18 protein-coding genes, 2 tRNA genes and 3 rRNA genes are annotated in these 25,243 nt (G+C 59.3%); 9 read left to right on the top strand and 14 right to left on the bottom strand.

Annotated elements, in window-relative coordinates; all coding sequences use genetic code 11:
* Window positions 1–2: 2 nt before the first annotated feature.
* Together mraZ and coq7 are read right to left on the bottom strand one after the other, a co-directional pair.
* Window positions 3–431 (bottom strand): division/cell wall cluster transcriptional repressor MraZ, encoded by a 429-nt coding sequence (gene mraZ, locus PI93_RS06230; protein ID WP_010806918.1) that lies wholly within the window; start codon window positions 429–431, stop codon window positions 3–5.
* 420 nt (window positions 432–851) lie between these two features.
* Window positions 852–1,499 (bottom strand): 2-polyprenyl-3-methyl-6-methoxy-1,4-benzoquinone monooxygenase, encoded by a 648-nt coding sequence (coq7, locus tag PI93_RS06225; RefSeq protein ID WP_039375671.1) that lies wholly within the window; start codon window positions 1,497–1,499, stop codon window positions 852–854.
* A 318-nt stretch (window positions 1,500–1,817) separates the two neighbouring features.
* On the opposite strand from coq7, the gene PI93_RS06220 reads away from it, so the two are divergent.
* Together PI93_RS06220 and PI93_RS06215 are read left to right on the top strand one after the other, a co-directional pair.
* The gene (locus tag PI93_RS06220) at window positions 1,818–2,984 is read left to right on the top strand and encodes a porin (RefSeq protein WP_039375672.1); all 1,167 of its coding nucleotides are present in this window, start codon (window positions 1,818–1,820) and stop codon (window positions 2,982–2,984) included.
* A gap of 188 nt (window positions 2,985–3,172) precedes the next feature.
* On the top strand, window positions 3,173–3,652 hold the full coding sequence (locus PI93_RS06215; RefSeq protein ID WP_039375674.1) for a MarR family winged helix-turn-helix transcriptional regulator: 480 nt from the start codon (window positions 3,173–3,175) through the stop codon (window positions 3,650–3,652).
* A gap of 87 nt (window positions 3,653–3,739) precedes the next feature.
* Here the strand turns inward: PI93_RS06215 and PI93_RS06210 are convergent, their stop codons facing one another.
* Window positions 3,740–4,885 carry an aminopeptidase gene (locus PI93_RS06210; protein ID WP_080759516.1) on the bottom strand — a complete coding sequence of 382 codons (1,146 nt, stop codon included), beginning with the start codon at window positions 4,883–4,885 and terminating at the stop codon, window positions 3,740–3,742.
* 37 nt (window positions 4,886–4,922) lie between these two features.
* Window positions 4,923–6,998 (bottom strand): molybdopterin-containing oxidoreductase family protein, encoded by a 2,076-nt coding sequence (locus PI93_RS06205; RefSeq protein WP_039375675.1) that lies wholly within the window; start codon window positions 6,996–6,998, stop codon window positions 4,923–4,925.
* Between the two features lie 212 nt (window positions 6,999–7,210).
* On the opposite strand from PI93_RS06205, the gene PI93_RS06200 reads away from it, so the two are divergent.
* A complete protein-coding gene (locus PI93_RS06200) occupies window positions 7,211–8,407 on the top strand; it encodes a M20 aminoacylase family protein (protein ID WP_039375677.1) in 1,197 nt (398 codons plus the stop codon).
* A gap of 86 nt (window positions 8,408–8,493) precedes the next feature.
* Here PI93_RS06200 and PI93_RS06195 read toward each other — a convergent pair whose 3' ends face one another.
* From PI93_RS06195 to PI93_RS06160, 8 genes are all read right to left on the bottom strand, one after another.
* Window positions 8,494–9,204 (bottom strand): DUF3047 domain-containing protein, encoded by a 711-nt coding sequence (locus PI93_RS06195; RefSeq protein ID WP_052241133.1) that lies wholly within the window; start codon window positions 9,202–9,204, stop codon window positions 8,494–8,496.
* 327 nt (window positions 9,205–9,531) lie between these two features.
* Window positions 9,532–9,644 (bottom strand): 5S ribosomal RNA (gene rrf / locus PI93_RS06190).
* Between the two features lie 142 nt (window positions 9,645–9,786).
* Window positions 9,787–12,664 (bottom strand): 23S ribosomal RNA (locus PI93_RS06185).
* A 281-nt stretch (window positions 12,665–12,945) separates the two neighbouring features.
* Window positions 12,946–13,021 (bottom strand) — tRNA-Ala (locus tag PI93_RS06180).
* Window positions 13,022–13,071: 50 nt separating this feature from the next.
* Window positions 13,072–13,148: transfer RNA gene (locus PI93_RS06175), tRNA-Ile, on the bottom strand.
* Window positions 13,149–13,213: 65 nt separating this feature from the next.
* A 16S ribosomal RNA gene (locus tag PI93_RS06170) occupies window positions 13,214–14,746 on the bottom strand.
* Together the 16S, 23S and 5S rRNA genes with 2 tRNA genes alongside form the textbook arrangement of a ribosomal RNA operon.
* A 581-nt stretch (window positions 14,747–15,327) precedes the next feature.
* On the bottom strand, window positions 15,328–16,134 hold the full coding sequence (locus tag PI93_RS06165) for a basic amino acid ABC transporter substrate-binding protein (RefSeq protein ID WP_039375455.1): 807 nt from the start codon (window positions 16,132–16,134) through the stop codon (window positions 15,328–15,330).
* Window positions 16,135–16,220: 86 nt separating this feature from the next.
* A complete protein-coding gene (locus PI93_RS06160; protein WP_039375452.1) occupies window positions 16,221–16,997 on the bottom strand; it encodes an enoyl-CoA hydratase in 777 nt (258 codons plus the stop codon).
* 514 nt (window positions 16,998–17,511) lie between these two features.
* On the opposite strand from PI93_RS06160, the gene paaN reads away from it, so the two are divergent.
* From paaN to paaK, 5 genes are all read left to right on the top strand, one after another.
* On the top strand, window positions 17,512–19,206 hold the full coding sequence (paaN, locus tag PI93_RS06155) for a phenylacetic acid degradation protein PaaN (RefSeq protein ID WP_039375451.1): 1,695 nt from the start codon (window positions 17,512–17,514) through the stop codon (window positions 19,204–19,206).
* Window positions 19,207–19,355: 149 nt separating this feature from the next.
* Window positions 19,356–20,558 (top strand): 3-oxoadipyl-CoA thiolase, encoded by a 1,203-nt coding sequence (gene pcaF, locus PI93_RS06150; RefSeq protein ID WP_039375449.1) that lies wholly within the window; start codon window positions 19,356–19,358, stop codon window positions 20,556–20,558.
* Window positions 20,559–20,614: 56 nt separating this feature from the next.
* The gene (paaG, locus tag PI93_RS06145; protein WP_039375448.1) at window positions 20,615–21,397 is read left to right on the top strand and encodes a 2-(1,2-epoxy-1,2-dihydrophenyl)acetyl-CoA isomerase PaaG; all 783 of its coding nucleotides are present in this window, start codon (window positions 20,615–20,617) and stop codon (window positions 21,395–21,397) included.
* A gap of 117 nt (window positions 21,398–21,514) precedes the next feature.
* Entirely contained in the window at window positions 21,515–21,973 is a 459-nt protein-coding gene (gene paaI / locus PI93_RS06140) for a hydroxyphenylacetyl-CoA thioesterase PaaI (protein WP_191623480.1), read from the top strand.
* 114 nt (window positions 21,974–22,087) lie between these two features.
* Entirely contained in the window at window positions 22,088–23,383 is a 1,296-nt protein-coding gene (gene paaK, locus PI93_RS06135; protein WP_039375446.1) for a phenylacetate--CoA ligase PaaK, read from the top strand.
* Between the two features lie 64 nt (window positions 23,384–23,447).
* On the opposite strand, the gene mltA is transcribed toward paaK, so the two are convergent.
* Complete coding sequence (mltA, locus tag PI93_RS06130; protein WP_191623478.1) at window positions 23,448–24,590, bottom strand: murein transglycosylase A; 1,143 nt, start codon at window positions 24,588–24,590, stop codon at window positions 23,448–23,450.
* Between mltA and PI93_RS24675 the strand changes: the two genes are divergently transcribed.
* The gene (locus tag PI93_RS24675; RefSeq protein ID WP_150561299.1) at window positions 24,589–24,840 is read left to right on the top strand and encodes a hypothetical protein; all 252 of its coding nucleotides are present in this window, start codon (window positions 24,589–24,591) and stop codon (window positions 24,838–24,840) included. The two genes, mltA and PI93_RS24675, sit on opposite strands and share 2 nt — an antisense overlap.
* A gap of 25 nt (window positions 24,841–24,865) precedes the next feature.
* Here the strand turns inward: PI93_RS24675 and apaG are convergent, their stop codons facing one another.
* Window positions 24,866–25,240 carry a Co2+/Mg2+ efflux protein ApaG gene (gene apaG, locus PI93_RS06125; protein ID WP_039375444.1) on the bottom strand — a complete coding sequence of 125 codons (375 nt, stop codon included), beginning with the start codon at window positions 25,238–25,240 and terminating at the stop codon, window positions 24,866–24,868.
* Window positions 25,241–25,243: the final 3 nt, after the last annotated feature.

The raw sequence follows: 25,243 nt of genomic DNA, 5'->3' as shown, positions 1-25,243 counted from the left end.
TGTCAAAAAGTGAAGTTTTTCAGTGCTTCCGGCATACCCTGCGCCATCGCCGCCTGTTCCTTGGCGGCATACGTCGCGGCATCCCAGAGTTCAAAGTGACTGCCCATGCCCAGCAGCATGACTTCCTTGTCCATGCCCGCAGCCGCGCGCAATTCGGGCGCCACCAGGACACGGCCCGCCGAATCCATTTCGACATCGGCTGCGTTGCCCAGGAAGATGCGTCGCCACCAGTGCGCATCCATCGGCAGTGCGGCGATCTTGCCGCGGAAGATTTCCCATTCGGGTCGCGGGAACAACAGCAAACATCCATCCGGGTGCTTGGTAATCGTCACCTTGCCTTCAGCGTCGCCCTGCAGCACGTCACGATGCCGGGCCGGAATCGACATCCGTCCCTTTGCATCCAGTGAAAGTGCCGAGGCTCCCTGAAACACGCGCGCTCCCGTGAGGTTTTGTCCGCCTGCCCGTCATGCCGAAAGAGAAAGATTTTGTGCCCTACGCCACACAAAAATACACTTTCTCACACTATTTCCCACTTTAGAGGAGAGTGTATGGCCGGTCAAGCGTTTCGCCCTTTTTTAGCGGCGAATTTGTCAGGCAGAACAATGACTTAGCTCACTTTCCTAAAGCCAGAAAACGGAATTTTGTCAGGAAAATTAAAGACATAACTGCGATAGTGAAAGTGGAACCTCAAACTTTGGGCATCGCCTCGCAGGAGGCCCGCCATCACTATCGATACCGGGTAGTGCGCGCTCACGCCGTGACAAAGCCGGGCAAATGCCGGCCGGCACGCGTCGCACCAGGGGAGATCGACTGAGCAGGTAGGGGTCTTTCGGGGGGACGTTGCAGACGCTCTATATATAGTAGGCGGTCGTCGTCATGACCTTGGCAGCCGCCCGCATCACACGCTGCACCGGCACTGGCAGGTCAATCCCGCCGGCATCGCGCGCTGCCTGACCGTGTTCGATTTCATCGATGCGCATCTGATCGACGATGGCGCGCGAGCGCAAATCGTGCGGCGGCAGATCTTCCAGGTGACTCTCCAGATGGCGCTCAACCTGGCGCTCCGTCTCCGACACGAAGCCCAGGCTGACCGTGTCGCCACACTTACCTGCGACGAAGCCAATAGCAAATGCCCCGGCGTACCAAAGCGGATTGAGCAGGCTGGGACGCGAGCCCAACTCCGAGAGACGGTGAGCCGTCCACGCGAGGTGATCCTCTTCTTCCTTGCCCGCGTGCTCGAACGCCGCCCGAAGCTCGGGGCGCGTTGTCGCCAATTTCTGTGCCTGATATAGCGCCTGCGCGCAAACCTCGCCGACATGATTCACCCGCATGAGGCCAGCAACATGCCTGCGCTCTTTCGGCGTCAACGCGTCGTCACTGAGGGGGGTCTCACTATCTGGGGAGATCACCGGTGCCGGCGTCGGGCGGGATGCTTGGGTGATGCCGGCAATGGCTCGCAGGCCACGGTCAAGTTCGGAGATCAGGCTGTCGGAGAACATCGTACTTTCAACTCACTTCAATTTTTCACAATGTGGAACACAGAGCAATTCCTCCGCGCCCGTCGCCAATGATACGCGCCTTTATCCGGCGCGCCTTGCGCGGGCGCAAACGCATGAAATCCCCGCCGGACGCCGGTTTCCGGGCTGTTGCGTAAACGAAACAAAGGCAGCCGCAAACCCGCGTAAAACCGGCCTTTTCCTTTGCCGCCCACAGTGAATTTGTTACATTACGTCCAACTTCTCGCGAAGTTGATTAGCAAGGACGTTATCACTAGTGACCTTGTTAAACAAATCTCACAATCCTTTGGAGATCACTCAATGAAAAAGTCGCTTCTCGCTCTGGGTGTGCTCGGCGCATTCGCTGGCGCTGCTCACGCTCAAAGCAGCGTGACCCTGTACGGTATCATCGACGCTGGCCTGCAATACGTCAGCAAGACTGGCGGTAACCTGGCCGGCACGGGTACCACCTCCAAGAACTTCCAATTCGCCAACGGCAACCTGCAAGGTTCGCGTTGGGGCCTGAAGGGCGCTGAAGACCTCGGTGGTGGCCTGAAGGCGATCTTCGTGTTGGAAAACGGCTTCAACCTGGGCAGCGGCACGCTGGGCCAGAACGGTCGTATGTTCGGTCGTCAAGCCTACGTTGGTCTGAGCAGCGCAACGGCTGGTACGTTCACGATCGGTCGTCAGTACGACTCCGTGGTTGACTTCGTTGGTCCGTACGCTTCGGGTAGCCAATGGTCGACGTTTGCGGGCGCTCACCCGTACGATAACGACAACTTGAACAACTCGTTCCGCGTGAACAACTCGGTCAAGTACACGTCGGTCAACTACAACGGCTTCAGCGCTGGCGGTATGTACGGCTTCTCGAACTCGGCCAACAACGGCACGACGGGTACGGGCTTCGCCAACAACCGCGCTTACTCGTTCGGTCTGGGCTACGCTAACGGCCCGGTGTCGTTCGGCGCTGGCTACTTGTACCTTGGCGCACCGAACAGCAACGCCTCCGGCGTGATCGCCAACAGCGGTACGGGCGATGCCACGACGGCCATGACGGCTGGCGGTACCAGCGACAAGGCATGGATCGCATCGGCAGGCGGTTCGTACGCCTTCGGTCCGGCCACGCTGGGTCTGGTGTACGCTCACAGCGTGTACCAATATGTGGGCGGCGGCAGCTGGAAGTTTGACAACGCCGAACTGAACGCCAAGTACATGCTGACCCCGGCTCTGCAACTGGGCGCTTCGTACACGTACACGTGGTCGACGATCAACGGCGTGATTGGCAACAAGAACGGCACGTCGCCGAAGTACCACCAAGTCAACCTGGGCGTCGACTACTTCCTGTCGAAGCGCACGGACACGTACTTGGTTGGTCTGTGGCAACACGCTAACGACGACGCTCCTGGTGGCGCTTCGTTGAACGGTCTGGGCTTCTCGAACAGCTCGAATCAGTTCGCAGTCACGGCTGGTATCCGTCACAAGTTCTAAGCTGACAGTTTCTGTCACTTAGTCTTTGTTTGACGAAAGGGCACCTTCGGGTGCCCTTTTTTTATGCTTTGGTTCCCCAATTTGCGGACTGGCCATCAGGCGGCTCGAAGACCTCGTAGCGCCCCCAGCTTGACCGAGCGTTTATTTCAAACCTAAAATTTCCATACTGTAAATTTTATTCCCCGACCATGAGCCTCGCCGACTCCGACTCTCTCGATCTCGAAACGCGAGCCCACGATCGCGAGCACGACGCCTTGCGTCTGTGGTTGCGGCTGCTCACCTGCGCGAACATGATCGAGACGGATATCCGTTCGCGTTTGCGCCAGGAATTCGATTGCACATTGCCGCGCTTCGATCTGCTGGCACAGCTCGACCGCCATCCGGAAGGGCTGAAGATGGGCGAATTGAGCAAGCGAATGATGGTCACTGGCGGGAATGTCACAGGCATCACCGATCAGTTGGAGAAAGAGGGCTGGGTGACGCGCGAGACGGTGGTCAACGATCGGCGCGCCTTCCTGATCAAACTCACCCCGCGCGGCAAGAAAGCGTTCTCCAATATGGCTCGGGCGCATGAAACGTGGATCGAGCAGCGCTTGGGACAGCTACCGGAAGACCGTCAGCAGCAGCTCTACGCGCTGCTGGGAGATTTGAAGTCGGTGATTGGGTAAGCCGCGAAAATCACCATTTAGGCTTTGGGGCAGCGAGTTGAGCTACGTGCTCAACGACTGGCCGGCGGGCGTTGCCGAGCAATGCGTTTATCGCCCCGCCTGCATTGGGCTTTCCAGCGAAGCCCTTGCCGTTGCCGCTTCGGGGGTTTTGTCCAACACGGCGAGCGCCTCGTTACGCTCGGCTTCGGGCCGTTTCGACATGGCTTTGACAGCCGCGTAAAACTTGGGCAAATCGCCTTGCTCTTGCGCGAGGAGCGCCATGAATGCCGGCACCCACTGGTTATATGTCGCGAAAGACCCGATTTTTGCGTTGTTCAAATCGGTCGCAAACCACAGATCGAAGCCCTTGTATCCCCCCCAGGACGTCTTCAACGCCTCATAGTCAGCCCGCATCCGGCTAAACATGACGTCCTTGCTGACCGCTTTCTCAGCATCCGATTCCGGGCCGGCGTAGAGCGCTTCCAGACGTTTCCGATAGCTATCCACCAACTTGCGGAATTGGCGCCGATGCGCGTCGTATCGCCCGTACTCGATCGCCGCATCGGGGTGTGCCATCAGCCAGCGCTGAACCCCAACCGTCTCTACCGTCACGGCGAACGACTCATTGAACGCGGTGTCCCCGCGAACGAACAGAATCTGGTGAGCGAGTTCGTGAAAAATCATCCGCGCGACTTCCGCCCGTGGGAGATAAATGAAGGTGTTCAGCAGCGGATCGTCGAAATAACCGAGCGTCGAGTAAGCTGGAATGCCCGCAACGAACGTCTCCCAACCGTCTCGATGTAACTCGGCCGCATAAGCTTCGGCGGATTCACGAGAGTAGTAGCCACGGTACTCGACGCAGCCAACGACCAGCAGACAGGACTCCCGCAACTTTAACGACAGCGAGGGGGCGGCAAAGACGTTGTAGACCACGAACGGACGCTTCAGGTCGGCGTAGCTTCGATAGCTTCCGTTATCCGGTTCGCCAAGTGCCGACACCGCATAGCTGCGAATCTGCTCCGCCTCGACAAGTCGTGTACGCAGTCGCGGATCGATCGATGGGTCCGCCAGCAGATCCGTGACGGGCCGCGCCTCATGCAGCACCGTGAAGTGCCCATTGATCGATTGCGCGTAATAGCCAACCTGACTACATCCCCCCAGACCGAACAACAGGCTCACTCCCGCCACCATCGCTGCGTTGACGTGCCCACGCCAACGGCAAAACGTCGTCACCAGCGCAGATAGGATCGGCATCGCGGGCTCCTCGACGTTGGCCTCAAATCAATCGCGCCTATACCGGTGCAACTTCGACCAGGCAGTCGTAAAAGGTGGGCGCCCGGCCAAGATCGGTGAGTTGTTGGCTCGTCACTTCGTTAGCATTCTTGCCGTCCGGCGCAAGCTTCTTCCACCAGATGGAGAGGCCGACGACAACACCCTCCCGCGCCTTCTCCGTGACCCGAGCCTTGGCATTGAGCGTGCCCCGATCGTTGAAAATCCGAACACCGACGCCGTCTACAATGCCACGCGGTGCGGCATCTGATGGATGAATATCCAGCGTAGGTTCGCCGACCGTGGCCCGCAGGCTATCGACATTCACGAAGCTCGAATTCAGGAAATTGCGAGCCGGCGGCGAGATCATCGCCAGCGGATAGCGAGCGGCCAGCTCGGGATTGCTGGCGACCGACTCGTATGGCGGCACCCAGTCGGGCAATGGGTCGAAGCCTTCCTGCAACATGCGCTCCGAATAGAACTCGCACTTCCCCGATGGCGTATAGAACTGTCCGTTCGCAAACGGCGCCTCCGGAAGATCGTAGCGAATCCACCCATCGCGCTTGAGGGTTTCCCAGTCGCTGTTTGCCATACGCGCATCGCTCCAACGAATCGATTGCTCGGCCAGTTGATCGTCGGTGTCTAAGAAACAGGCGTCCTGCCACCCCATGCGCTGGGCCAGAAGGCGGAAGATTTCCGAGTTGGGCTTTGCCTCACCAAGTGGCGCAATCGCTGGATTGTTCGCCAGTAGATAGGTGTGGCCGTAAGCCTTGTGAATATCCAGATGTTCGAGCTGCGTCGTCGCCGGCAGCACGAAGTCGGCATAATCTGCGGTATCGGTCTGGAAGTGCTCCAGCACTACCGTGAAGAGATCCTCGCGGCCAAAACCGGCCGCTACCTTGCTCGACTCAGGCGCCACCGCAACGGGGTTGCTGTTGTAGACCACCAGCGCTTCGATCTTAGGGCCGAACGATTCGTCGCCGGTGTGGCAAAGTGCATCACCGATGGCACTCATGTTGACTACGCGCGCAGGCTTGTCCTGTCGCGGTCGCAGATCCGGGCGCGCCTGCGCCACGGCATCCACCGGTGCATAACCTGATGTCGACATCAGCATTCCGCCCGCCGGATCGCGCCATGCACCGATCAGCGCGGGAAGACATGCGACTGCGCGCGTCGCCTGACCGCCACCTTTGGCGCGCTGCATGCCGTAATTCAGACGAATGGCCGCCGGCTTCGCACTCGCATACTCACGCGCCAATGTGATGATTGTCGCTTCGTCGATGCCGCAGATTTCCGCGACCTTCGCCGGCGTATAGCGCCGCACACGATCCGTAAGTTCGGCGTAACCCACCGTATACCGGGCAATGTACTCGTGATCAACTAGATCCTCGGCAATCAGAACATGCATCATGCCCAATGCCAATGCGGCATCCGTTCCCGGCAACAACGCAATATGCTGGTGGCACTTCTCCGCAGTCAGCGAGCGGTAGGGGTCAATGGCAATCAGCTTCGCACCACGCCGCTTCGCTTCCTGTGCAATCGCCCAGAAGTGCACGCTCGACGTAATCGGATTGCTGCCCCAGATCAGAATCAATTTGCTGTCGACGAAGTGCTCGACATGCATGCCGACCCCGGCGCCGTAGGTGTATCTCAGCCCCGCCGCCCCTGCACTCGCGCAAATTGTGCGATCGAGATCGGACGCGCCAAGTTTGTTGAAGAACCGCGCAGCCATCGATTCGCCCTGAACGAACCCCATCGTGCCGGCATAGCTGTACGGCAGAATGGCTTCGGGTTCACGGGCAGCAATGGCGCTCAGTCGGCGGGCAATCTCATCGAGCGCCTCATCCCAACTGACCCGCGCAAATTCCCCGCTACCTTTCGGACCAATACGTTTGAGCGGATATAACAGGCGATCCGGATGGTAAGTTCGTTCGGTGTAACGCGAGACTTTCGTGCACAAGACGCCCTTGGTCGTCGGATGGTCGGGGTCCCCCTGGACCTTGATCGCGACGCCATTCTCCACGGTGACGTGCAACGCGCACGTGTCGGGACAGTCATGCGGGCAGGCGGCCCGAACGACATGGGTATTGGTCGTCATGAAACTACTCCTCTCTCTACCGAATTGCCGCGTCCTGCAATGGTGGGACGCTGGCGATATTGTATTACGTTCATTCACGCGTCGCCCCGCCAGACGGGCATTCGCGGCATTTTCCAGACGTATCCGATACCCCGCTCGGGCAATTCTTGCCAAGATGCCAGCCCTCGCTATTAGGGGTAAGATGAGCCATTGCGCCTTGCGAATCCCCCGATATGAAGCTCATTCCAGAAATCGACGCCGCTCGCGGCGAAATTCAGACCATCCGACGTGACATTCACGCCCATCCCGAACTTTGCTTCGAAGAAAACCGCACCTCCGACGTCGTTGCCGAGACGTTGACCAAATGGGGTATCCCCATTCACCGTGGACTGGGTAAAACCGGGCTCGTGGGCATCATCAAGAATGGCAGCAGCGACCGCGCGATCGGTCTGCGCGCCGATATGGATGCGCTGCCGATTCATGAAGCCAATACGTTCGAACACGCATCCAAACACGATGGGAAGATGCATGCCTGCGGCCACGATGGCCATACGGCCATGTTGCTTGCCGCAGCGCAATATCTTCAGAAACACCGCAATTTCGACGGCACCGTTTATCTCATTTTTCAACCGGCCGAAGAAGGTGGCGGCGGGGCTCGCGAGATGATCAGGGACGGACTGTTCGAGCGCTTCCCCATGCAGGCTGTATTCGGCATGCACAACTGGCCGGGCGTGCCGATGGGGACATTCGCCGTGACGCCGGGCCCGATGATGGCCTCGAGCAACGAATTCAAGATCACGATCCGCGGCAAGGGAACTCACGCGGGCATTCCGAACGCGGGCATCGACCCCGTGATCGCCGCCGTCCAGGTGGCTCAGGCCTTGCAGAGCATCATCACGCGCAATAAGCGCCCGATCGACGCCGCAGTGCTGTCCATCACGCAGATCCACGCCGGCGATGCGACCAATGTCGTGCCCGACGTCGCATGGTTGGGAGGGACGATCCGCACGTTCTCGATCGAAGTGCTGGATCTCATCGAAACGCGTCTGCGCGAGATTTCCGAGTTCGTCGCCAAAGGCCTCGGCTGCTCGGCAGAAATCGAATTCCATCGTAACTATCCGCCGACGATCAACGAGCCTGCCATGGCGGCACTGTGTGCCGACGTCATGCGCGAGTTGGTCGGCGACGAGAACGTCAACGACAAGGTCGAGCCGACGATGGGCGCGGAGGATTTCTCGTTCATGCTTCTCGAGAAACCCGGCGCGTATGTATTCATCGGCAATGGCGACGGCACCCATCGCGACGCCGGCCATGGTCTTGGACCGTGCAATCTGCACAACGCCAGCTACGACTTCAACGACGACTTGCTCCCGCTTGGCGGTACTTATTGGGTGAAGCTGGTCGAAACGTATTTTGGACGTGATCAGTAAGCTGTCGTGATTTGGTCTTCCGCATCGCAATAACAAAGGCCGGCAATTGATTTGCCGGCCTTTTGTTTTGATAGCGTCAAAACTCGTTATTTAGCGGCAGTAGTTGTAGGAATGCCGTCAGTTTCCAGGTGAATATCACCGTACCATGCGGTAAATTTCGATTGCGTATTGTCGCCGTCACTCATGATGGCAATGCCAATCAGACGCCCCGGTGGCTCTCCAAACGCCTTCTCATAGTCCTTCGCGATATCTCGAGAATAAGTCTGCCATCTTCCAAGATTCGTCTCGCCACGTTCGACAACGATCGAACGGATGCGCTCGGTGTAGGGATTCGCGACAACGTCATTCGCAGCAAACTTATCGTCGCCCCACGTATACATCAACGTCGCGAACGGTAGCTCTCGACCGCTCACCAGTCGGGCCAGTTCGCGGTGCAAGTGATCCTGAACAGTGAGTTTTGCCGAATCGCCATCGAATGCGAGCGCGATACGCACCGGTGCATCATCAAATTGTTTCGTGCGAATGTCTGCCTTAGCGGGCATGGCGTCGGCGCGCCAGCGCCATGTCAATTTGGCGCCCGGGTACACGGGGATATCAAGCTTCTGGGCAATGCCGGATGCCGATCCGTCGACGACAGCCCGAATGACGGCAATGCCATCGCTATCGGTTGTCTGTTCGTAGTCGGTGAGGCGTTTTTTGCGGGTGACCAGATAAGTCTCCCAGTGCGGTGGCAGACCATCCGAATTCACTGCGGCAGAAAGCGGCGCAATTTCGTCGTTCTGCACCGGTACGGTCATCGCCGACGCTCGTGTCGAAGACGATCCCGGCGAACTGCATCCCATAATTCCGGATAGGACGACTGCGACACCGATACCTATCGCACTGGCACGCCACTTTGCATGGCGCTTGCCCTGATCTTGATTCAACACCTGTTTCGCTCCACGAACTTCACTAACCCCGTGGCCGAATGCTAAGCGAGAAATGGATGTCGATCTATCGGGAATTTCACATCATGGCGACGACGCAACACCCGGCGCTTGAATCACTCCGCAAGTCACAGAATAAAGCGATCGCACAAAGCAAAAACCCCTTGCTACGCGTTGTAGCAAGGGGTCTTTAGGGGAGCCTGACGATTACCTACTTTCACACGGGTATCCGCACTATCATCGGCGTGGAGTCGTTTCACGGTCCTGTTCGGGATGGGAAGGGGTGGTTCCAACTCGCTATGGTCATCAGGCATAACTTGTATGTCTTGCTGCACTAGGCGTGCAACAAAACCAATTCAGAAGAAGCGTAGTACTACATGTAATTGGGTTGTGAGCGTATCAGCGCCATTGGGGCACACACGTCACTCAAACCAGGGAAAACACACTGGTTATAGGATCAAGCCTTACGGGCAATTAGTATCAGTTAGCTTAACGCATTACTGCGCTTCCACACCTGACCTATCAACGTCCTGGTCTTGAACGACCCTTCAAAGGAATCGAGTTCCTAGGGAAGTCTCATCTTAAGGCGAGTTTCCCGCTTAGATGCTTTCAGCGGTTATCTCTTCCGAACATAGCTACCCGGCGATGCCACTGGCGTGACAACCGGTACACCAGAGGTTCGTCCACTCCGGTCCTCTCGTACTAGGAGCAGCCCCCTTCAAACTTCCAACGCCCACGGCAGATAGGGACCAAACTGTCTCACGACGTTTTAAACCCAGCTCACGTACCTCTTTAAATGGCGAACAGCCATACCCTTGGGACCGGCTACAGCCCCAGGATGAGATGAGCCGACATCGAGGTGCCAAACACCGCCGTCGATATGAACTCTTGGGCGGTATCAGCCTGTTATCCCCAGAGTACCTTTTATCCGTTGAGCGATGGCCCTTCCATACAGAACCACCGGATCACTATGACCTGCTTTCGCACCTGCTCGACTTGTCAGTCTCGCAGTTAAGCACGCTTTTGCCATTGCACTATCAGCACGATTTCCGACCGTACCTAGCGTACCTTCGTACTCCTCCGTTACACTTTGGGAGGAGACCGCCCCAGTCAAACTGCCTACCATGCACTGTCCCCGATCCGGATTACGGACCTAGGTTAGAACCTCAAACAAGCCAGGGTGGTATTTCAAGGACGGCTCCACAGAAACTAGCGTTCCTGCTTCAAAGCCTCCCACCTATCCTACACAGACCGGTTCAAAGTCCAATGCAAAGCTACAGTAAAGGTTCATGGGGTCTTTCCGTCTAGCCGCGGGTAGATTGCATCATCACAAACACTTCAACTTCGCTGAGTCTCGGGAGGAGACAGTGTGGCCATCGTTACGCCATTCGTGCAGGTCGGAACTTACCCGACAAGGAATTTCGCTACCTTAGGACCGTTATAGTTACGGCCGCCGTTTACCGGGACTTCAATCAAGAGCTTGCACCCCATCATTTAATCTTCCGGCACCGGGCAGGCGTCACACCCTATACGTCCACTTTCGTGTTTGCAGAGTGCTGTGTTTTTATTAAACAGTCGCAGCCACCAGTTTATTGCAACCCCTTCACCCTCCTGGCGCAGGCCAGTCAAGCTACAAGGGCGTACCTTATCCCGAAGTTACGGTACCAATTTGCCGAGTTCCTTCTCCCGAGTTCTCTCAAGCGCCTTAGAATACTCATCTCGCCCACCTGTGTCGGTTTGCGGTACGGTCTCGTATGACTGAAGCTTAGAGGCTTTTCTTGGAACCACTTCCAATTGCTTCGCGAACAAGTTCGCTCGCCCCACAGCCTTGAATTACGCGCCCGGATTTGCCTAAGCGCCTTCTCCACTGCAGGGACCGGGACTTCCAACACCCGGACAACCTTCCGCGATCCGTCCCCCCATCGCATCATACGACGGTGCAGGAATATTAACCTGCTTCCCATCAGCTACGCATCTCTGCCTCGCCTTAGGGGCCGACTCACCCTACGCCGATGAACGTTGCGTAGGAAACCTTGGGCTTACGGCGAGGGGGCCTTTCACCCCCTTTATCGCTACTCATGTCAGCATTCGCACTTCTGATACCTCCAGCATCCTTTACAAGACACCTTCACAGGCTTACAGAACGCTCTCCTACCATGCGAGCAAGCTCGCATCCGCAGCTTCGGTATATTGCTTAGCCCCGTTACATCTTCCGCGCAGGACGACTCGATCAGTGAGCTATTACGCTTTCTTTAAAGGGTGGCTGCTTCTAAGCCAACCTCCTGACTGTTTTAGCCTTCCCACTTCGTTTCCCACTTAGCAATATTTAGGGACCTTAGCTGGCGGTCTGGGTTGTTTCCCTCTTGACACCGGACGTTAGCACCCGATGTCTGTCTCCCGTGATTGCACTCTTCGGTATTCGGAGTTTGCTATGGCGAAGTAATCCGCAATGGACCCTTCAACCATGACAGTGCTCTACCCCCGAAGGTGATACACGAGGCACTACCTAAATAGTTTTCGGAGAGAACCAGCTATTTCCAAGTTTGTTTAGCCTTTCACCCCTATCCACAGCTCATCCCCTAATTTTTCAACATTAGTGGGTTCGGACCTCCAGTACGTGTTACCGCACCTTCATCCTGGCCATGGATAGATCACTTGGTTTCGGGTCTACACCCAGCGACTGAACGCCCTATTCGGACTCGCTTTCGCTACGCCTTCCCTATTCGGTTAAGCTCGCCACTGAATGTAAGTCGCTGACCCATTATACAAAAGGTACGCCGTCACCCCTTACGAGGCTCCGACTGTTTGTATGCATGCGGTTTCAGGATCTATTTCACTCCCCTCCCGGGGTTCTTTTCGCCTTTCCCTCACGGTACTGGTTCACTATCGGTCGATTACGAGTATTTAGCCTTGGAGGATGGTCCCCCCATCTTCAGACAGGATTTCACGTGTCCCGCCCTACTTGTCTCAAGCTTAGTTCCACACCAGGGTTTTCTCATACGGGGCTATCACCCACTATGGCCGGACTTTCCATTCCGTTTTGATAACACCGGTGCTAAATCTTGAAGGCTGGTCCCATTTCGCTCGCCACTACTTTGGGAATCTCGGTTGATTTCTTTTCCTGCAGCTACTTAGATGTTTCAGTTCGCCGCGTTCGCTTCGCTAGACCTATGTATTCAGTCTAGGATGACCTAAAAGGCCGGGTTTCCCCATTCGGACATTTGTGGATCAATGCTTATTTGCCAGCTCCCCACAACTTTTCGCAGGCTATCGCGTCCTTCATCGCCTGTAATCGCCAAGGCATCCACCACATGCACTTATTCGCTTGACCCTATAACCAGAATGTCTTCCAGCTATAGGTTGAGTTATCGCGTTGTGCCGTATTCCAAGTCATCTTTCGATCACTTAAATACTGGTTGATACAATCACAACCCGTACAATTTCCACGCGCCATCTCTAACGCGCTTCCGTTGTACTACTACTTCTTCTAAATTGTTAAAGAACAAATACTGCATGACATTGCTGTCATTCAAAAACGTTCACGCTAAATCACTATTGGGATTTACTACAGACGTAAAAGCTTTTGACTGACATCGATGCGATCTAAGGTTTTGGTGGAGGATGACGGGATCGAACCGACGACCCCCTGCTTGCAAAGCAGGTGCTCTCCCAGCTGAGCTAATCCCCCAGTCAAGCACATCACCACGACTCGACTTGGTCAGGCGGTGGTGTAAAGCTTGGTGGGTCTGGAAGGACTTGAACCTTCGACCCCCGCCTTATCAAGACGGTGCTCTAACCACCTGAGCTACAGACCCGACTTAGATCTACGCAGTCAAACAACCGATAAGCGTGAACACTCAACTTCCAGTGCATGCTCTAGAAAGGAGGTGATCCAGCCGCAGGTTCCCCTACGGCTACCTTGTTACGACTTCACCCCAGTCATGAATCCTGCCGTGGTAAGCGCCCTCCTTACGGTTAGGCTACCTACTTCTGGCAAAACCCACTCCCATGGTGTGACGGGCGGTGTGTACAAGACCCGGGAACGTATTCACCGCGACATGCTGATCCGCGATTACTAGCGATTCCAGCTTCACGCAGTCGAGTTGCAGACTGCGATCCGGACTACGATCGGTTTTCTGGGGTTAGCTCCACCTCGCGGTTTGGCAGCCCTCTGTACCGACCATTGTATGACGTGTGAAGCCCTACCCATAAGGGCCATGAGGACTTGACGTCATCCCCACCTTCCTCCGGTTTGTCACCGGCAGTCTCCTTAGAGTGCTCTTGCGTAGCAACTAAGGACAAGGGTTGCGCTCGTTGCGGGACTTAACCCAACATCTCACGACACGAGCTGACGACAGCCATGCAGCACCTGTGTTACGGTTCTCTTTCGAGCACTCCCACCTCTCAGCAGGATTCCGTACATGTCAAGGGTAGGTAAGGTTTTTCGCGTTGCATCGAATTAATCCACATCATCCACCGCTTGTGCGGGTCCCCGTCAATTCCTTTGAGTTTTAATCTTGCGACCGTACTCCCCAGGCGGTCAACTTCACGCGTTAGCTTCGTTACTAAGGAAATGAATCCCCAACAACTAGTTGACATCGTTTAGGGCGTGGACTACCAGGGTATCTAATCCTGTTTGCTCCCCACGCTTTCGTGCATGAGCGTCAGTATTGGCCCAGGGGGCTGCCTTCGCCATCGGTATTCCTCCACATCTCTACGCATTTCACTGCTACACGTGGAATTCTACCCCCCTCTGCCATACTCTAGCCTTGCAGTCACGAATGCAGTTCCCAGGTTAAGCCCGGGGATTTCACATCCGTCTTACAAAACCGCCTGCGCACGCTTTACGCCCAGTAATTCCGATTAACGCTTGCACCCTACGTATTACCGCGGCTGCTGGCACGTAGTTAGCCGGTGCTTATTCTTCCGGTACCGTCATCCCCCCGAGGTATTAACCCAGAGGATTTCTTTCCGGACAAAAGTGCTTTACAACCCGAAGGCCTTCTTCACACACGCGGCATTGCTGGATCAGGCTTTCGCCCATTGTCCAAAATTCCCCACTGCTGCCTCCCGTAGGAGTCTGGGCCGTGTCTCAGTCCCAGTGTGGCTGGTCGTCCTCTCAGACCAGCTACAGATCGTCGCCTTGGTGAGCTTTTACCCCACCAACTAGCTAATCTGACATCGGCTGCTCTTGTAGCACGAGGCCCGAAGGTCCCCCGCTTTCCTCCTCAGAGCGTATGCGGTATTAATCCGGCTTTCGCCGAGCTATCCCCCACTACAAGGTACATTCCGATGTATTACTCACCCGTTCGCCACTCGCCACCAGGTGCAAGCACCCGTGCTGCCGTTCGACTTGCATGTGTAAGGCATGCCGCCAGCGTTCAATCTGAGCCAGGATCAAACTCTTCAGTTTAAACCTGTTACTGTTTTCGGTTTTTCGTGATAAATCACTCGAACCGGTCGCTCTCAAAGTATGCTGACAAGTTAATTACTTAACTTACCTATTACTATGTGAGCCTCAATAAATTTAAAGCTAATCTGCCGAAGCAGACGCACCATTCATCGAGTGCCCACACTTATCGGTTGTTCAATTTTTAAAGATCAATCGCATCTGACTTCACTTCGTCGCACACTTACCGCGCCGTCGCTTCGTTTTCTGCGTCGCTGCATCAGCAGCAGAGAAGTGAGATTATGTCGCAGCTTCTCGTCGTCGTCAACAGTTTTTTTCGCTTCTCTTCGCTCATCGCCGTAGCGACTCGCAAGCTCCAAAACCCCTAACCACCGGGCTTTCCAGCCCGTCGCTTCCACGTCGTCGCCGCTTTCGCTGCGTCGCTGTCGTTGCGAGAGACGAGATATTAGTGAAAACCCCGTACCCTGGCAAGCCCTTTGTGAAAATATTTTGAAAACCCATGAAAAAGCCCCGTCTCGACGGGGCTTTTTCATCAGGCATCGGCACCTTCAGGTGCCGATGCTCTATAGAGAGAGCGCGCAACGTCAGGACTTCTTCTTGCCGAAGTAGCGTTCGTAGATCGCGTCATACGTGCCATCCGACTTGATCACGTCGATACCCTTATTGATCTTGGCCAGCAATTCGGCATCGCCCTTGCGTACTGCAATGCCGTAGTACTCCTTCGGGAAGCTGCTATCGGCCACCGTGCGCAGCTTCGCATTCGGATTGTTCGTGATGAAGTTCACCACGACGCCATTGTCGGCCACCACCGCATCGACACCCCCGGCCTCAAGTTCCTTCATTGCCAGCGGCGTGCCTTCAAAGCGTTTGACCGACGGATTGTTCTTGCCCATAAGCTTCTGCACGACTTCGTCACCCGTGGTCGCCGTCTGCACGCCCACCTTCAGCGACTTCAGATCGTCGAACTTCTGTACGGTCGAATTGGCCGGTACGGCAATCAACTGCGACGCCTCAAAATACGGCGTCGAGAAATCCATCTGCTTGCGACGTTCATCCGTAATCGTGATCGCCGAAATCAGAATGTCCCGATCCCCCTGCACCAGCGAATTGAAGATGCCTTCGAACGGCGTATTGATGAATCGGATGGAGATGCCCGCCTTGTCGGCGACGGCTTTCATCACATCGATATCGAAACCGGCGATCTGCCGGGTATCGGTCTCATATTCGAACGGCGCATAGGCAGCATCCGAGCCGACGACGTACACAGGCTGCGAGCCATCCGGCCCGACTGACCGGCCTGCGGCCGATTCTTCCTTCTTCCCGCAGGCACCCAATAGCAGCCCGGAGGCCACCACCAAGGCCAGCGCAAATGCACGTCGTTTCATCGCCATCGATTCGCCCCTTGCTGAAAAAACCGGCAGCCTAACACAGGATGCCCCCCCCACACAGGAGGTCATCCCGGTGCTTCGCAGCAAGCTCAACGATGCTTGAAAACCGGCTTGCGCTTCTCGACAAATGCCGCCATGCCTTCCTTCTGATCCTCGAGCGCGAAGAGCGAATGGAAGATGCGACGCTCGAACTGCACCCCTTCGTCGAGCGTCGATTCGAACGCACGGTTAACCGCTTCCTTGGCCGCCATCACGACCGGCAACGAGTATTCGCAAATGGTGCTGGCCGCGGCGATAGCTTCGTCAAGCAGCTTGTCGGCAGGCACCACGCGCGACACCAGGCCAGCACGCTCCGCTTCGGTCGCATCCATGAAACGCGCCGTCAGGCACATGTCCATCGCCTTGGCCTTGGACACCGCGCGCGTCAGACGCTGCGTACCGCCCGCCCCCGGAATCACACCCAGCTTGATTTCCGGCTGGCCAAACTTTGCAGTGTCGGCCGCGATGATGAAGTCGCACATCATGGCCAGTTCACACCCGCCGCCAAGCGCAAAACCCGATACGGCAGCGATCACCGGTTTTCGGATTCGACGCACGGTTTCCCAGTTGCGCGTGATGTAATCACCCTTAAAAACGTCGGCGAAGGTGTACTTCGACATCATGCCGATGTCGGCCCCTGCCGCGAACGCCTTTTCGCTACCGGTGATCACCATGCAACCGATGGCCTCGTCGGCGTCGAAGGCGGTGAGCGCGGTGCCCAGTTCGTCCATCAGCGCATCGTTCAGCGCGTTGAGCGCCTTCGGACGATTCAGCGTGATCAGACCGACGCGGCCGCGCGTCTCCACCAAAATATTCTCGTACGTCATCCTCTTCTTCCTCCAGTCAAAGTCTCGTCTTGTGGTTCGGGGGCCGGTGCCGCCAGGACATGACACCCTCGCAGCCGCCGGAAACAGGCATAAGGCGATGAACACGCCATTGGTTCGCAACGGCGCTGCGGCGCACGCGGCAAACCCGGGTAAGGGGCTTGCCGGGCGTCGACTGCAGTGGTTAGGCATGATGCCATCGATCCCCCGGCCACGCACCCCTCGTTCCGCCATGCAAACGCCCCGCCAATCCGCACCGGGCCAAGCGCAACGAGCACCGCCGTGTCCGCCCGGGCGCCTTGCCAGCTGTCGGGGAAAACCCGGCGTCATCGTGCGCCACGCCCGGAAGATTTGGTGCTATATTAACAAACCAACCGGTCGGTCAATTAATGTTCATGAGACGTCTCGACCACGACCCGGTGCCGTTCCCTGCGTCTTGCCGAGCGCCCGCACGAGTGTGCCTGCCGGCAGACAGCGAATCCGCCAGCCGCATCCCGACACGGACAGATCCACAACCATGACTCATCCCCTCTTCGCCAAACACCAAGAGACTCTCGAGCGCGCCCTTCAGGCCATCGCCACGCGTGGTTACTGGAGCCCGTTCACGGAAATACCCAGCCCGCGCGCGTATGGCGAGACGGCTGCCGCCGACGGCGAAGCCGCGTTCAAGCAATACCTGAACGCCGCCTTCCCGCTGGAACAGCGCGGCAGCACAGGCAGCGCCGGCCAGGAAACCTCGCCCTTCGGCTTCGCCCTTGGCACGACCTACCCCGGTTTCGAGATCGACACCCTGCTCGCCCGTGTGAGCGACGCCCACAAGTCGTGGCGTGCCGCGACGCCTGATGCCTGGGTCGGTGTGTCATTGGAAATTCTCAAGCGCCTGAACGCGCGCAGCTTCGAAATGGCCAACGCCGTGATGCACACGACTGGGCAGGCGTTCATGATGGCCTTCCAGGCCGGCGGCCCGCACGCACAGGATCGCGGCCTCGAAGCCGTGGCCTATGCCTGGGACGAACTGCGCCGCATCCCGGCAGACGCCTACTGGGAAAAGCCGCAAGGCAAGAACCCGCCGCTCGCGATGGAGAAGCGCTACACCGTCGTGCCGCGCGGCGTGGCGCTGGTCCTCGGCTGCTGCACGTTCCCGACGTGGAACGGTTACCCGGGCCTGTTCGCCAGCCTGGCCACGGGTAACGCCGTGATCGTCAAGCCGCATCCGGGCGCGATCCTGCCGCTCGCCATTACCGTGAAGATTGCTCGCGACGTGCTCAAGGAAGCCGGTTTCGATCCGGATGTCGTCACGCTCGCCGCCACCAACCCGAACGACGGCGCCATCGTCCAGCAACTGGCCAAGCGCAACGAAGTGCGTGTGATCGATTTCACCGGCAGCACCGCCAACGGCGACTGGCTAGAGACCAACGCCCGTCAGGCGCAGGTCTACACCGAGAAAGCCGGCGTGAACCAGATCGTGATCGATTCGACGGACGACCTGAAGGGCATGGCTCGCAACATCGGCTTTTCGCTGGCGTTGTACTCGGGTCAGATGTGCACCGCACCGCAGAACATCTACATTCCGCGCGACGGTATCCAGACGCCGGACGGCAAGGTCTCGTTCGACGACGTGGTCGCCGCGATCGCAGGCAGCGTCCAGAAAACGTGCAGCGACCCGGCCAAGGCCGTCGAACTGCTCGGCGCGATTCAAAACGAAGGCGTGCTTGCCCGGATCGACGAAGCCCGCAAGGTCGGCCGCGTCGTGCTCGATAGCCAGACGCTCCAGCACCCGGCCTTCGCCGATGCTCGCGTGCGCACGCCGCTGATCGTCGCTCTGGACGTCGCCGACGACGCCATTTACACCCGCGAGTGGTTCGGCCCGATCGCCTTCGTGATCGCCGTCGACAACAGCGCACAAGCCTTCGCGCTGGCAGGCCGCACCGCCGCCGAACACGGCGCGCTCACGCTGTCGGCCTACACGACGACGCCCGAAGGCGAAGCGCAGGCACTCGACGCCGCCATCGAAGGCCGCGTCGCGCTGTCGCTCAACCTGACCGGCGGTGTGTTCGTGAACCAGTCAGCGGCCTACTCGGATTACCACGGCACGGGCGGCAATCCGGCGGCCAACGCGAGCCTCGCCGACGCCGCTTTCGTCGCGAATCGTTTCCGCGTGGTGCAGAGCCGCCACCATGTGCCGGCCAAATCTGACGCCGGCGCCGCCTGAGCGTCACGACACTATATAGAGAGAAGGGGGACGGCAAACACCTCACGGCACGCGCCAACGCGACAGTCTGCCACTACCATAGGCACTCACCGTCGCGCGGCCGCTGCCGCGCCGCCCCCCGCCCCACGAAAAGACAGGACCGAGACATCATGACCGAAGCCTTCATCTGCGACGCGATCCGCACGCCCATCGGCCGCTACGGCGGCGCCCTCAAGGACGTTCGCGCCGACAACCTCGGTGCGATTCCCCTCAAAGCGCTCATGGCGCGCAACCCGAACGTCGACTGGACGCTGATCGACGACGTCATCTACGGCTGCGCCAATCAGGCAGGCGAAGACAACCGTAACGTGGCCCGCATGGCCGCGTTGCTCGCCGAGTTGCCGATCGACGTGCCGGGCGCCACGCTCAACCGCCTGTGCGGCTCGGGCATGGATGCCATCGGCAGCGCGGCACGCGCCATCAAGGCAGGCGAAGCCGGTCTGATGATCGCGGGCGGCGTCGAGTCGATGACCCGCGCACCGTTCGTGATGGGCAAAGCCGATAGCGCGTTTGCCCGTCAGGCCGCGATCTTCGATACGACCATCGGCTGGCGCTTCATCAATCCGTTGATGAAGGCACAGTACGGCGTGGATTCCATGCCGGAGACGGCCGAGAACGTGGCCGACGACTTCGGCATCAACCGCGAAGATCAGGACCGCTTCGCCCTGCGCAGTCAGGAGAAGGCAGCACGCGCTCAGGCCGACGGCACGCTCGCTCAGGAAATCACGCCGGTCTCGATCGCGCAGAAGAAGGGCGACCCGATCGTCGTCGATCGTGACGAACACCCGCGCGCGACCAGCCTCGAATCGCTGGCCAAGCTCAAGGGCGTGGTGCGCCCGGACGGCACCGTGACCGCCGGCAACGCCTCGGGCGTGAACGACGGCTCGTGCGCGCTGCTGCTCGCAAGCGAAAGCGCCGCCAAGCGGCACGGCCTCACGCCGCGAGCACGCGTGCTCGGCATGGCGACCGCCGGTGTGGCCCCGCGCATCATGGGCATCGGCCCGGCGCCGGCCACGCTCAAGCTACTCAAGCAATTGAACATGACGCTGGATCAGTTCGACGTGATCGAGCTGAACGAAGCCTTCGCGAGTCAGGGTCTGGCCGTGTTGCGTCAACTCGGCATTGCCGACGACGACGCTCGCGTGAACCCGAACGGCGGCGCGATTGCGCTGGGCCACCCGCTGGGCGCCTCGGGCGCGCGTCTGGTGACCACTGCGATGTACCAGTTGCACCGCACGGGCGGCCGCTTTGCATTGTGTACGATGTGCATCGGCGTGGGCCAGGGCATTGCGATTGCCATCGAGCGAGTCTGAACGCTCGCGCCTCGCTCCGCTCCCCGACATTACAAGACACCTGGAGGAAGACACCGATGACTGCCACGGTTCAACTGACGCTGCAAGCCAACGTCGCAACGATCACGCTCAATCGCCCCGAGAAGCTCAACAGCTTCACGCGGCAGATGCATGCGGAACTGCGCGACGCCCTCGATACCGCGCAAGCACAGGGCGCGCGAGCCATTGTGCTGACCGGTGCCGGACGCGGCTTCTGCGCCGGACAGGACCTGGCGGATCTCGACTTCACGCCGGGTGCCTCGACCGATCTCGGCGAGTTGGTCGACGAGAATTTCAACCCGCTCGTGCGCAAACTGCGCTCGATGCCGCTGCCGGTGATCGCGGCAGTCAACGGCATCGCGGCGGGCGCTGGCGCAAATCTGGCGCTCGCTTGCGACATCGTGCTCGCGGGCGCTTCGGTCAACTTCGTGCAGGCGTTCGTCAAAATCGGGCTGGTGCCCGACACGGGGGGGACGTGGCTCCTGCCACAGCGCGTGGGCATGGCCCGTGCGATGGGACTCGCGATGCTCGGCGACAAGCTGTCGGCCGAGCAGGCCGAACAGTGGGGCATGATCTGGCGCTGCGTCGAGGACGACGCACTCCTCGCCGAAGCACAAAAGCTTGCCGCGCAACTGGCGACGCAACCGACCAAGGCCCTCGCGAGCATCAAGGAAGCGCTGTACGCATCGACGACCAATACGCTCGATCAGCAACTCGATCTCGAGCGCGATGAACAGCGTGCCCTGGGGGCGTCCTACGACTATGCCGAAGGCGTGAACGCGTTCCTTGAGAAGCGCGCGCCGAAGTTCGAAGGCCGCTGATCGCCGCGATGACGGCGGCTGCGGCCCCAAGAGAACCCATCAAGCCATCGCCGCCCCGCACACCAAGACCCCACGCGCCGCGCGAGAGACCGACACCATAACAAGACGAGAGACATCATGAGCCTGACCTCCCCCGCCCCCAAAGCAACCGGTGAGATGACCCCGGAAGAACTCGCCCGCGCCACGGGCGAGGCCATGTACAGCAGCGACCGTGCGAGCCAGTGGCTGGGCATGGAGTTGCAGGAAGTGCGCCCGGGCTATGCGCGCATGACGATGCGCATTCGCGACGAATTCCTCAACGGTCACGCGATCTGCCACGGCGGCCTGATGTTCACGCTCGCCGACTCGACCTTCGCGTTTGCGTGCAACAGCTACAACATCAATACCGTGGCGGCCGGGTGCAGCATCGAATTCCTGAAGCCGGTCTCGGGCGGTGACACGCTCACCGCCGAAGCCCAGGAACAAGTGCTCTCGGGGCGTCATGGCATCTATGACATCCGTTTGACGAACTCGGCAGGCGAGGTGGTCGCGATGTTCCGCGGCAAGTCCGCACAGATCAAGGGCAGCGTCGTCTGACGCGCCCCGGCAGTACACGAGTCCGGGCACGGCGTCGCGAGACACATGCCTCACATGCTTCACATGCGTAAAAGCAAGCAACAGTAAGTAGCAGCAAGCCCCAAGGAGACAGTCATGACCACCGCCCTGCCGCTCGAGCCGATCGAGAAAGCGAGCCTCGACGAACTGCGCAGCCTTCAACTCGAGCGTCTGAAGACGACGTTGCGGCATGCCTATGAGAATTCGCCAGTGTATCGCCGGAAATTCGACGAGGCCGGCGTCCATCCGGACGATCTGACCTCGCTGGCCGATCTGGCCAAGTTCCCGTTCACGACGAAACAGGATCTGCGCGACAGCTATCCGTTCGGCATGTTCGCGGTGCCGATGGAGCAGGTCTCGCGCGTGCATGCGTCTTCGGGCACGACAGGCAAGCCGACGGTCGTGGGCTACACCGCCAACGACATCAGCACGTGGGCCGATCTGGTCGCTCGCTCGATCCGTGCGTCGGGCGCGCGACGCGGCGACAAGGTGCATATCAGCTACGGCTACGGTCTGTTCACGGGCGGCCTTGGGGCGCACTACGGTGCCGAGCGTGCCGGTCTGACGGTGATCCCGTTCGGCGGCGGCCAGACCGAGAAGCAGGTGCAGCTGATTCAGGACTTCAAGCCGGACATCATCATGGTCACGCCGAGCTACATGCTCGCGATTGCCGACGAACTCGAGCGTCAGGGCATGGTGGCGGCCGACGCATCGCTGCGCATCGGCATCTTCGGTGCGGAGCCGTGGACGAACGACATGCGCTCGGCCATCGAGAAGCGCATGGGCATCGACGCGGTCGACATCTACGGGCTGTCGGAGGTGATGGGCCCGGGCGTGGCTTGCGAATGTGCCGAAACGAAAGACGGCCCGACCATCTGGGAAGACCACTTCTTCCCCGAAATCATCGATCCGGAGACGGGCGAAGTGCTACCCGACGGCGAATTCGGCGAACTGGTGTTCACCTCGCTCACCAAGGAAGCGCTGCCGATCATTCGCTACCGCACGCGCGATCTCACGCGACTGCTGCCGGGCACGGCGCGCACGATGCGCCGCATGGAGAAGATCACCGGCCGCTCGGACGACATGATGATCATTCGCGGCGTGAACGTCTTCCCGTCGCAAATCGAAGAACTGCTGCTGCGCCAGCCGGTGCTCTCGCCGCACTATCAGATCATTCTCGACAAGGAAGGTCCGATGGACACGATGGCCGTGGAAGTCGAAGCGGCGATCGGTTGCCACGACGACAGTGCGCTGGCCTCGGCAGGCGGCGAACTCAAGCGCGACATCAAGACCCTCATCGGGGTGTCGTGCGCCGTGCGCGTGAAGCCGGTCGGCGGCATCGAACGCTCGGTGGGCAAGGCACGCCGGGTGGTGGACAAGCGTCCGCGTTGAGTTCGCATTCGTCCCCATGAAAAAAGCCCGCGATAGTCGCGGGCTTTTTCGTTGCAACGTGATCTCACTGATTGGGCAGAAAGACCCACATCCGGCCGCTCTGGCGCATGCGTCCGGCCAGATCGCCCGCGTCGTCGCCGAGCCCCCAGAAGAAGTCGGCGCGAACGCCGCCCTTGATGGCACTGCCCGTGTCCTGCGCGAACATCAGCCGGTTGATCGGCGCATTCGCTTGCGCACCGAAGGGCGGACGCGTCGTTGCGAGGAACACCGGACTGCCCAGCGGGATCGACGCCGGATCGACGGCAATCGAGCGCTCGGCCGTGAGCGGCACGCCCAGCGCGCCAATCGGCCCTTCGATGCCGCCCACGCCGTGATTCGGCATTTCGCGGAAGAAGACGAAGCGCGGGTTCACGTCGAGCAAGGCGTCCACACGCGACGGATTGGCACGCGCCCAGGCGCGGATGCCCTGCATCGTCGCCTGCGCGGCGGTGATCTCGCCGCGATCGATTAGCCAGCGTCCGATCGACTTGTAGGGCTGGTCGTTGTTGCCGGCGTAGCCCACACGCATGATCGAACCGTCGTCGAGCAGCACCTGACCGGAGCCTTGCACCTGGAGGAAGAATGCCTCGATGGGGTCATCCACATAGACCAGTTCGTAGCCGCGCAACATGCCGCTGCGCATGAGTTCCGAGCGCGCCGGCAGCGATCCGGCCTTGCGGCCGGCGGGCCATTTGTAGAGCGGCGTCTGGTAGATACCACCGCGCACCCGCGAGCCATGCAGCAGCGGCTCGTAGTAGCCCGTGATCAGGCCGGATTGCGTGCCGTCGGAGTTCGAGATACGAAACGGCGTAAAGTACTGCTCGAAGAACTGCCGCACTGCCGCCGGGTCCAGATCGTCGAGATGCTCGGCCGCACGGCACGCGGGTTGCCAATTGTTCTGACGGCCCAGCTTCACGCAGCTCTGGGCGAGCGCAAGGCGCGCGCCGATGAGCGAGTCGTCCTGCCATCCTTCGACCTGCGACCACGACACGGCCTGCATGCGACCCACGCCCGAAGGCGGTGTGGCGACCGTCGATGGCGGCGTACCTGGACGATAGGTGCCCGAAGGAGGCACACTCGAACAACCGTAAAGCAATGCGGCAAACGCGGCGAGCGCCAGGCCCCGGCCGGCGCGCCACCGCCCGAACACATTCAGGAAGAGCGTCATGGGTAATCTGTTCGATGAATATCCGGCCTTGCTGGTCTTGCCGGAAGTGTTGCTGGCGATCGTGATCGTCGCCGCGATTGTGGTGATGCGGCGCAAGCCGTCGCCCAAACGCAGGGTTCGCCAGACGCGCGCGATCCGGCCAATGCCGAGCGATACCGTCGACCCGATCGATCCCCTCAACCCGGACCCGGCGGCACGCGCCGCCGACGATCCGCTCAAGCGGGAAGACTGGTCCGACGACCGGCGCTGACGTCCGAACACCGCGCGCCCCCGGCTCAGTGCAGGGTGCGCGGCATGGTCAGCGCGAATTCGGCGATGGGCGCTTCGAAACGCGTGCCGTCTTCCGCGACGCAGAAGTACTCGCCGCGCATGGTGCCGACCGGCGTGGCGACCATCGCCCAGCTCGTGTATTCGAATTGCTCGCCGGGTTGCAGGAACGGCTGATGGCCAACCACGCCCAGACCGTTGACTTCCTGCACATGGTTGTCGCCGTCGGTGATCACCCAGTGGCGCGAGATCAGTTGGGCCGGCACCTCTCCGCTGTTGCGAATCGTAATCGTATAGGCGAAGGCGAATTGCCGACGGTCCGGTTCCGATTGCTCCGGGAGATATTGCGGGCGCACCGTGACGGTAAATTCGTACTGGCTCATCGG

This window comes from Pandoraea fibrosis (genome assembly GCF_000807775.2).
Classification (GTDB): Bacteria; Pseudomonadota; Gammaproteobacteria; order Burkholderiales; family Burkholderiaceae; genus Pandoraea; species Pandoraea fibrosis.
Note: the sequence above shows the minus strand (reverse complement) of the source record. Positions and strands in the feature narration are given on the sequence as shown.

What these genes read in the sequence shown, in the direction of transcription:
- coq7 (WP_039375671.1), bottom strand. Translation starts at nt 1,499, where the DNA reads ATGTTCTCCGACAGCCTGATCTCCGAACTTGACCGTGGCCTGCGAGCC.
- PI93_RS06160 (WP_039375452.1), bottom strand. Translation starts at nt 16,997, where the DNA reads ATGACGTACGAGAATATTTTGGTGGAGACGCGCGGCCGCGTCGGTCTG.
- apaG (WP_039375444.1), bottom strand. Translation starts at nt 25,240, where the DNA reads ATGAGCCAGTACGAATTTACCGTCACGGTGCGCCCGCAATATCTCCCG.
- PI93_RS06220 (WP_039375672.1), top strand. Translation starts at nt 1,818, where the DNA reads ATGAAAAAGTCGCTTCTCGCTCTGGGTGTGCTCGGCGCATTCGCTGGC.
- paaI (WP_191623480.1), top strand. Translation starts at nt 21,515, where the DNA reads ATGAGCCTGACCTCCCCCGCCCCCAAAGCAACCGGTGAGATGACCCCG.
- pcaF (WP_039375449.1), top strand. Translation starts at nt 19,356, where the DNA reads ATGACCGAAGCCTTCATCTGCGACGCGATCCGCACGCCCATCGGCCGC.
- mltA (WP_191623478.1), bottom strand. Translation starts at nt 24,590, where the DNA reads ATGACGCTCTTCCTGAATGTGTTCGGGCGGTGGCGCGCCGGCCGGGGC.
- paaG (WP_039375448.1), top strand. Translation starts at nt 20,615, where the DNA reads ATGACTGCCACGGTTCAACTGACGCTGCAAGCCAACGTCGCAACGATC.
- PI93_RS24675 (WP_150561299.1), top strand. Translation starts at nt 24,589, where the DNA reads ATGGGTAATCTGTTCGATGAATATCCGGCCTTGCTGGTCTTGCCGGAA.
- PI93_RS06165 (WP_039375455.1), bottom strand. Translation starts at nt 16,134, where the DNA reads ATGGCGATGAAACGACGTGCATTTGCGCTGGCCTTGGTGGTGGCCTCC.
- PI93_RS06195 (WP_052241133.1), bottom strand. Translation starts at nt 9,204, where the DNA reads ATGACCGTACCGGTGCAGAACGACGAAATTGCGCCGCTTTCTGCCGCA.
- PI93_RS06200 (WP_039375677.1), top strand. Translation starts at nt 7,211, where the DNA reads ATGAAGCTCATTCCAGAAATCGACGCCGCTCGCGGCGAAATTCAGACC.
- PI93_RS06210 (WP_080759516.1), bottom strand. Translation starts at nt 4,885, where the DNA reads ATGCCGATCCTATCTGCGCTGGTGACGACGTTTTGCCGTTGGCGTGGG.
- PI93_RS06205 (WP_039375675.1), bottom strand. Translation starts at nt 6,998, where the DNA reads ATGACGACCAATACCCATGTCGTTCGGGCCGCCTGCCCGCATGACTGT.
- PI93_RS06215 (WP_039375674.1), top strand. Translation starts at nt 3,173, where the DNA reads ATGAGCCTCGCCGACTCCGACTCTCTCGATCTCGAAACGCGAGCCCAC.
- paaK (WP_039375446.1), top strand. Translation starts at nt 22,088, where the DNA reads ATGACCACCGCCCTGCCGCTCGAGCCGATCGAGAAAGCGAGCCTCGAC.
- paaN (WP_039375451.1), top strand. Translation starts at nt 17,512, where the DNA reads ATGACTCATCCCCTCTTCGCCAAACACCAAGAGACTCTCGAGCGCGCC.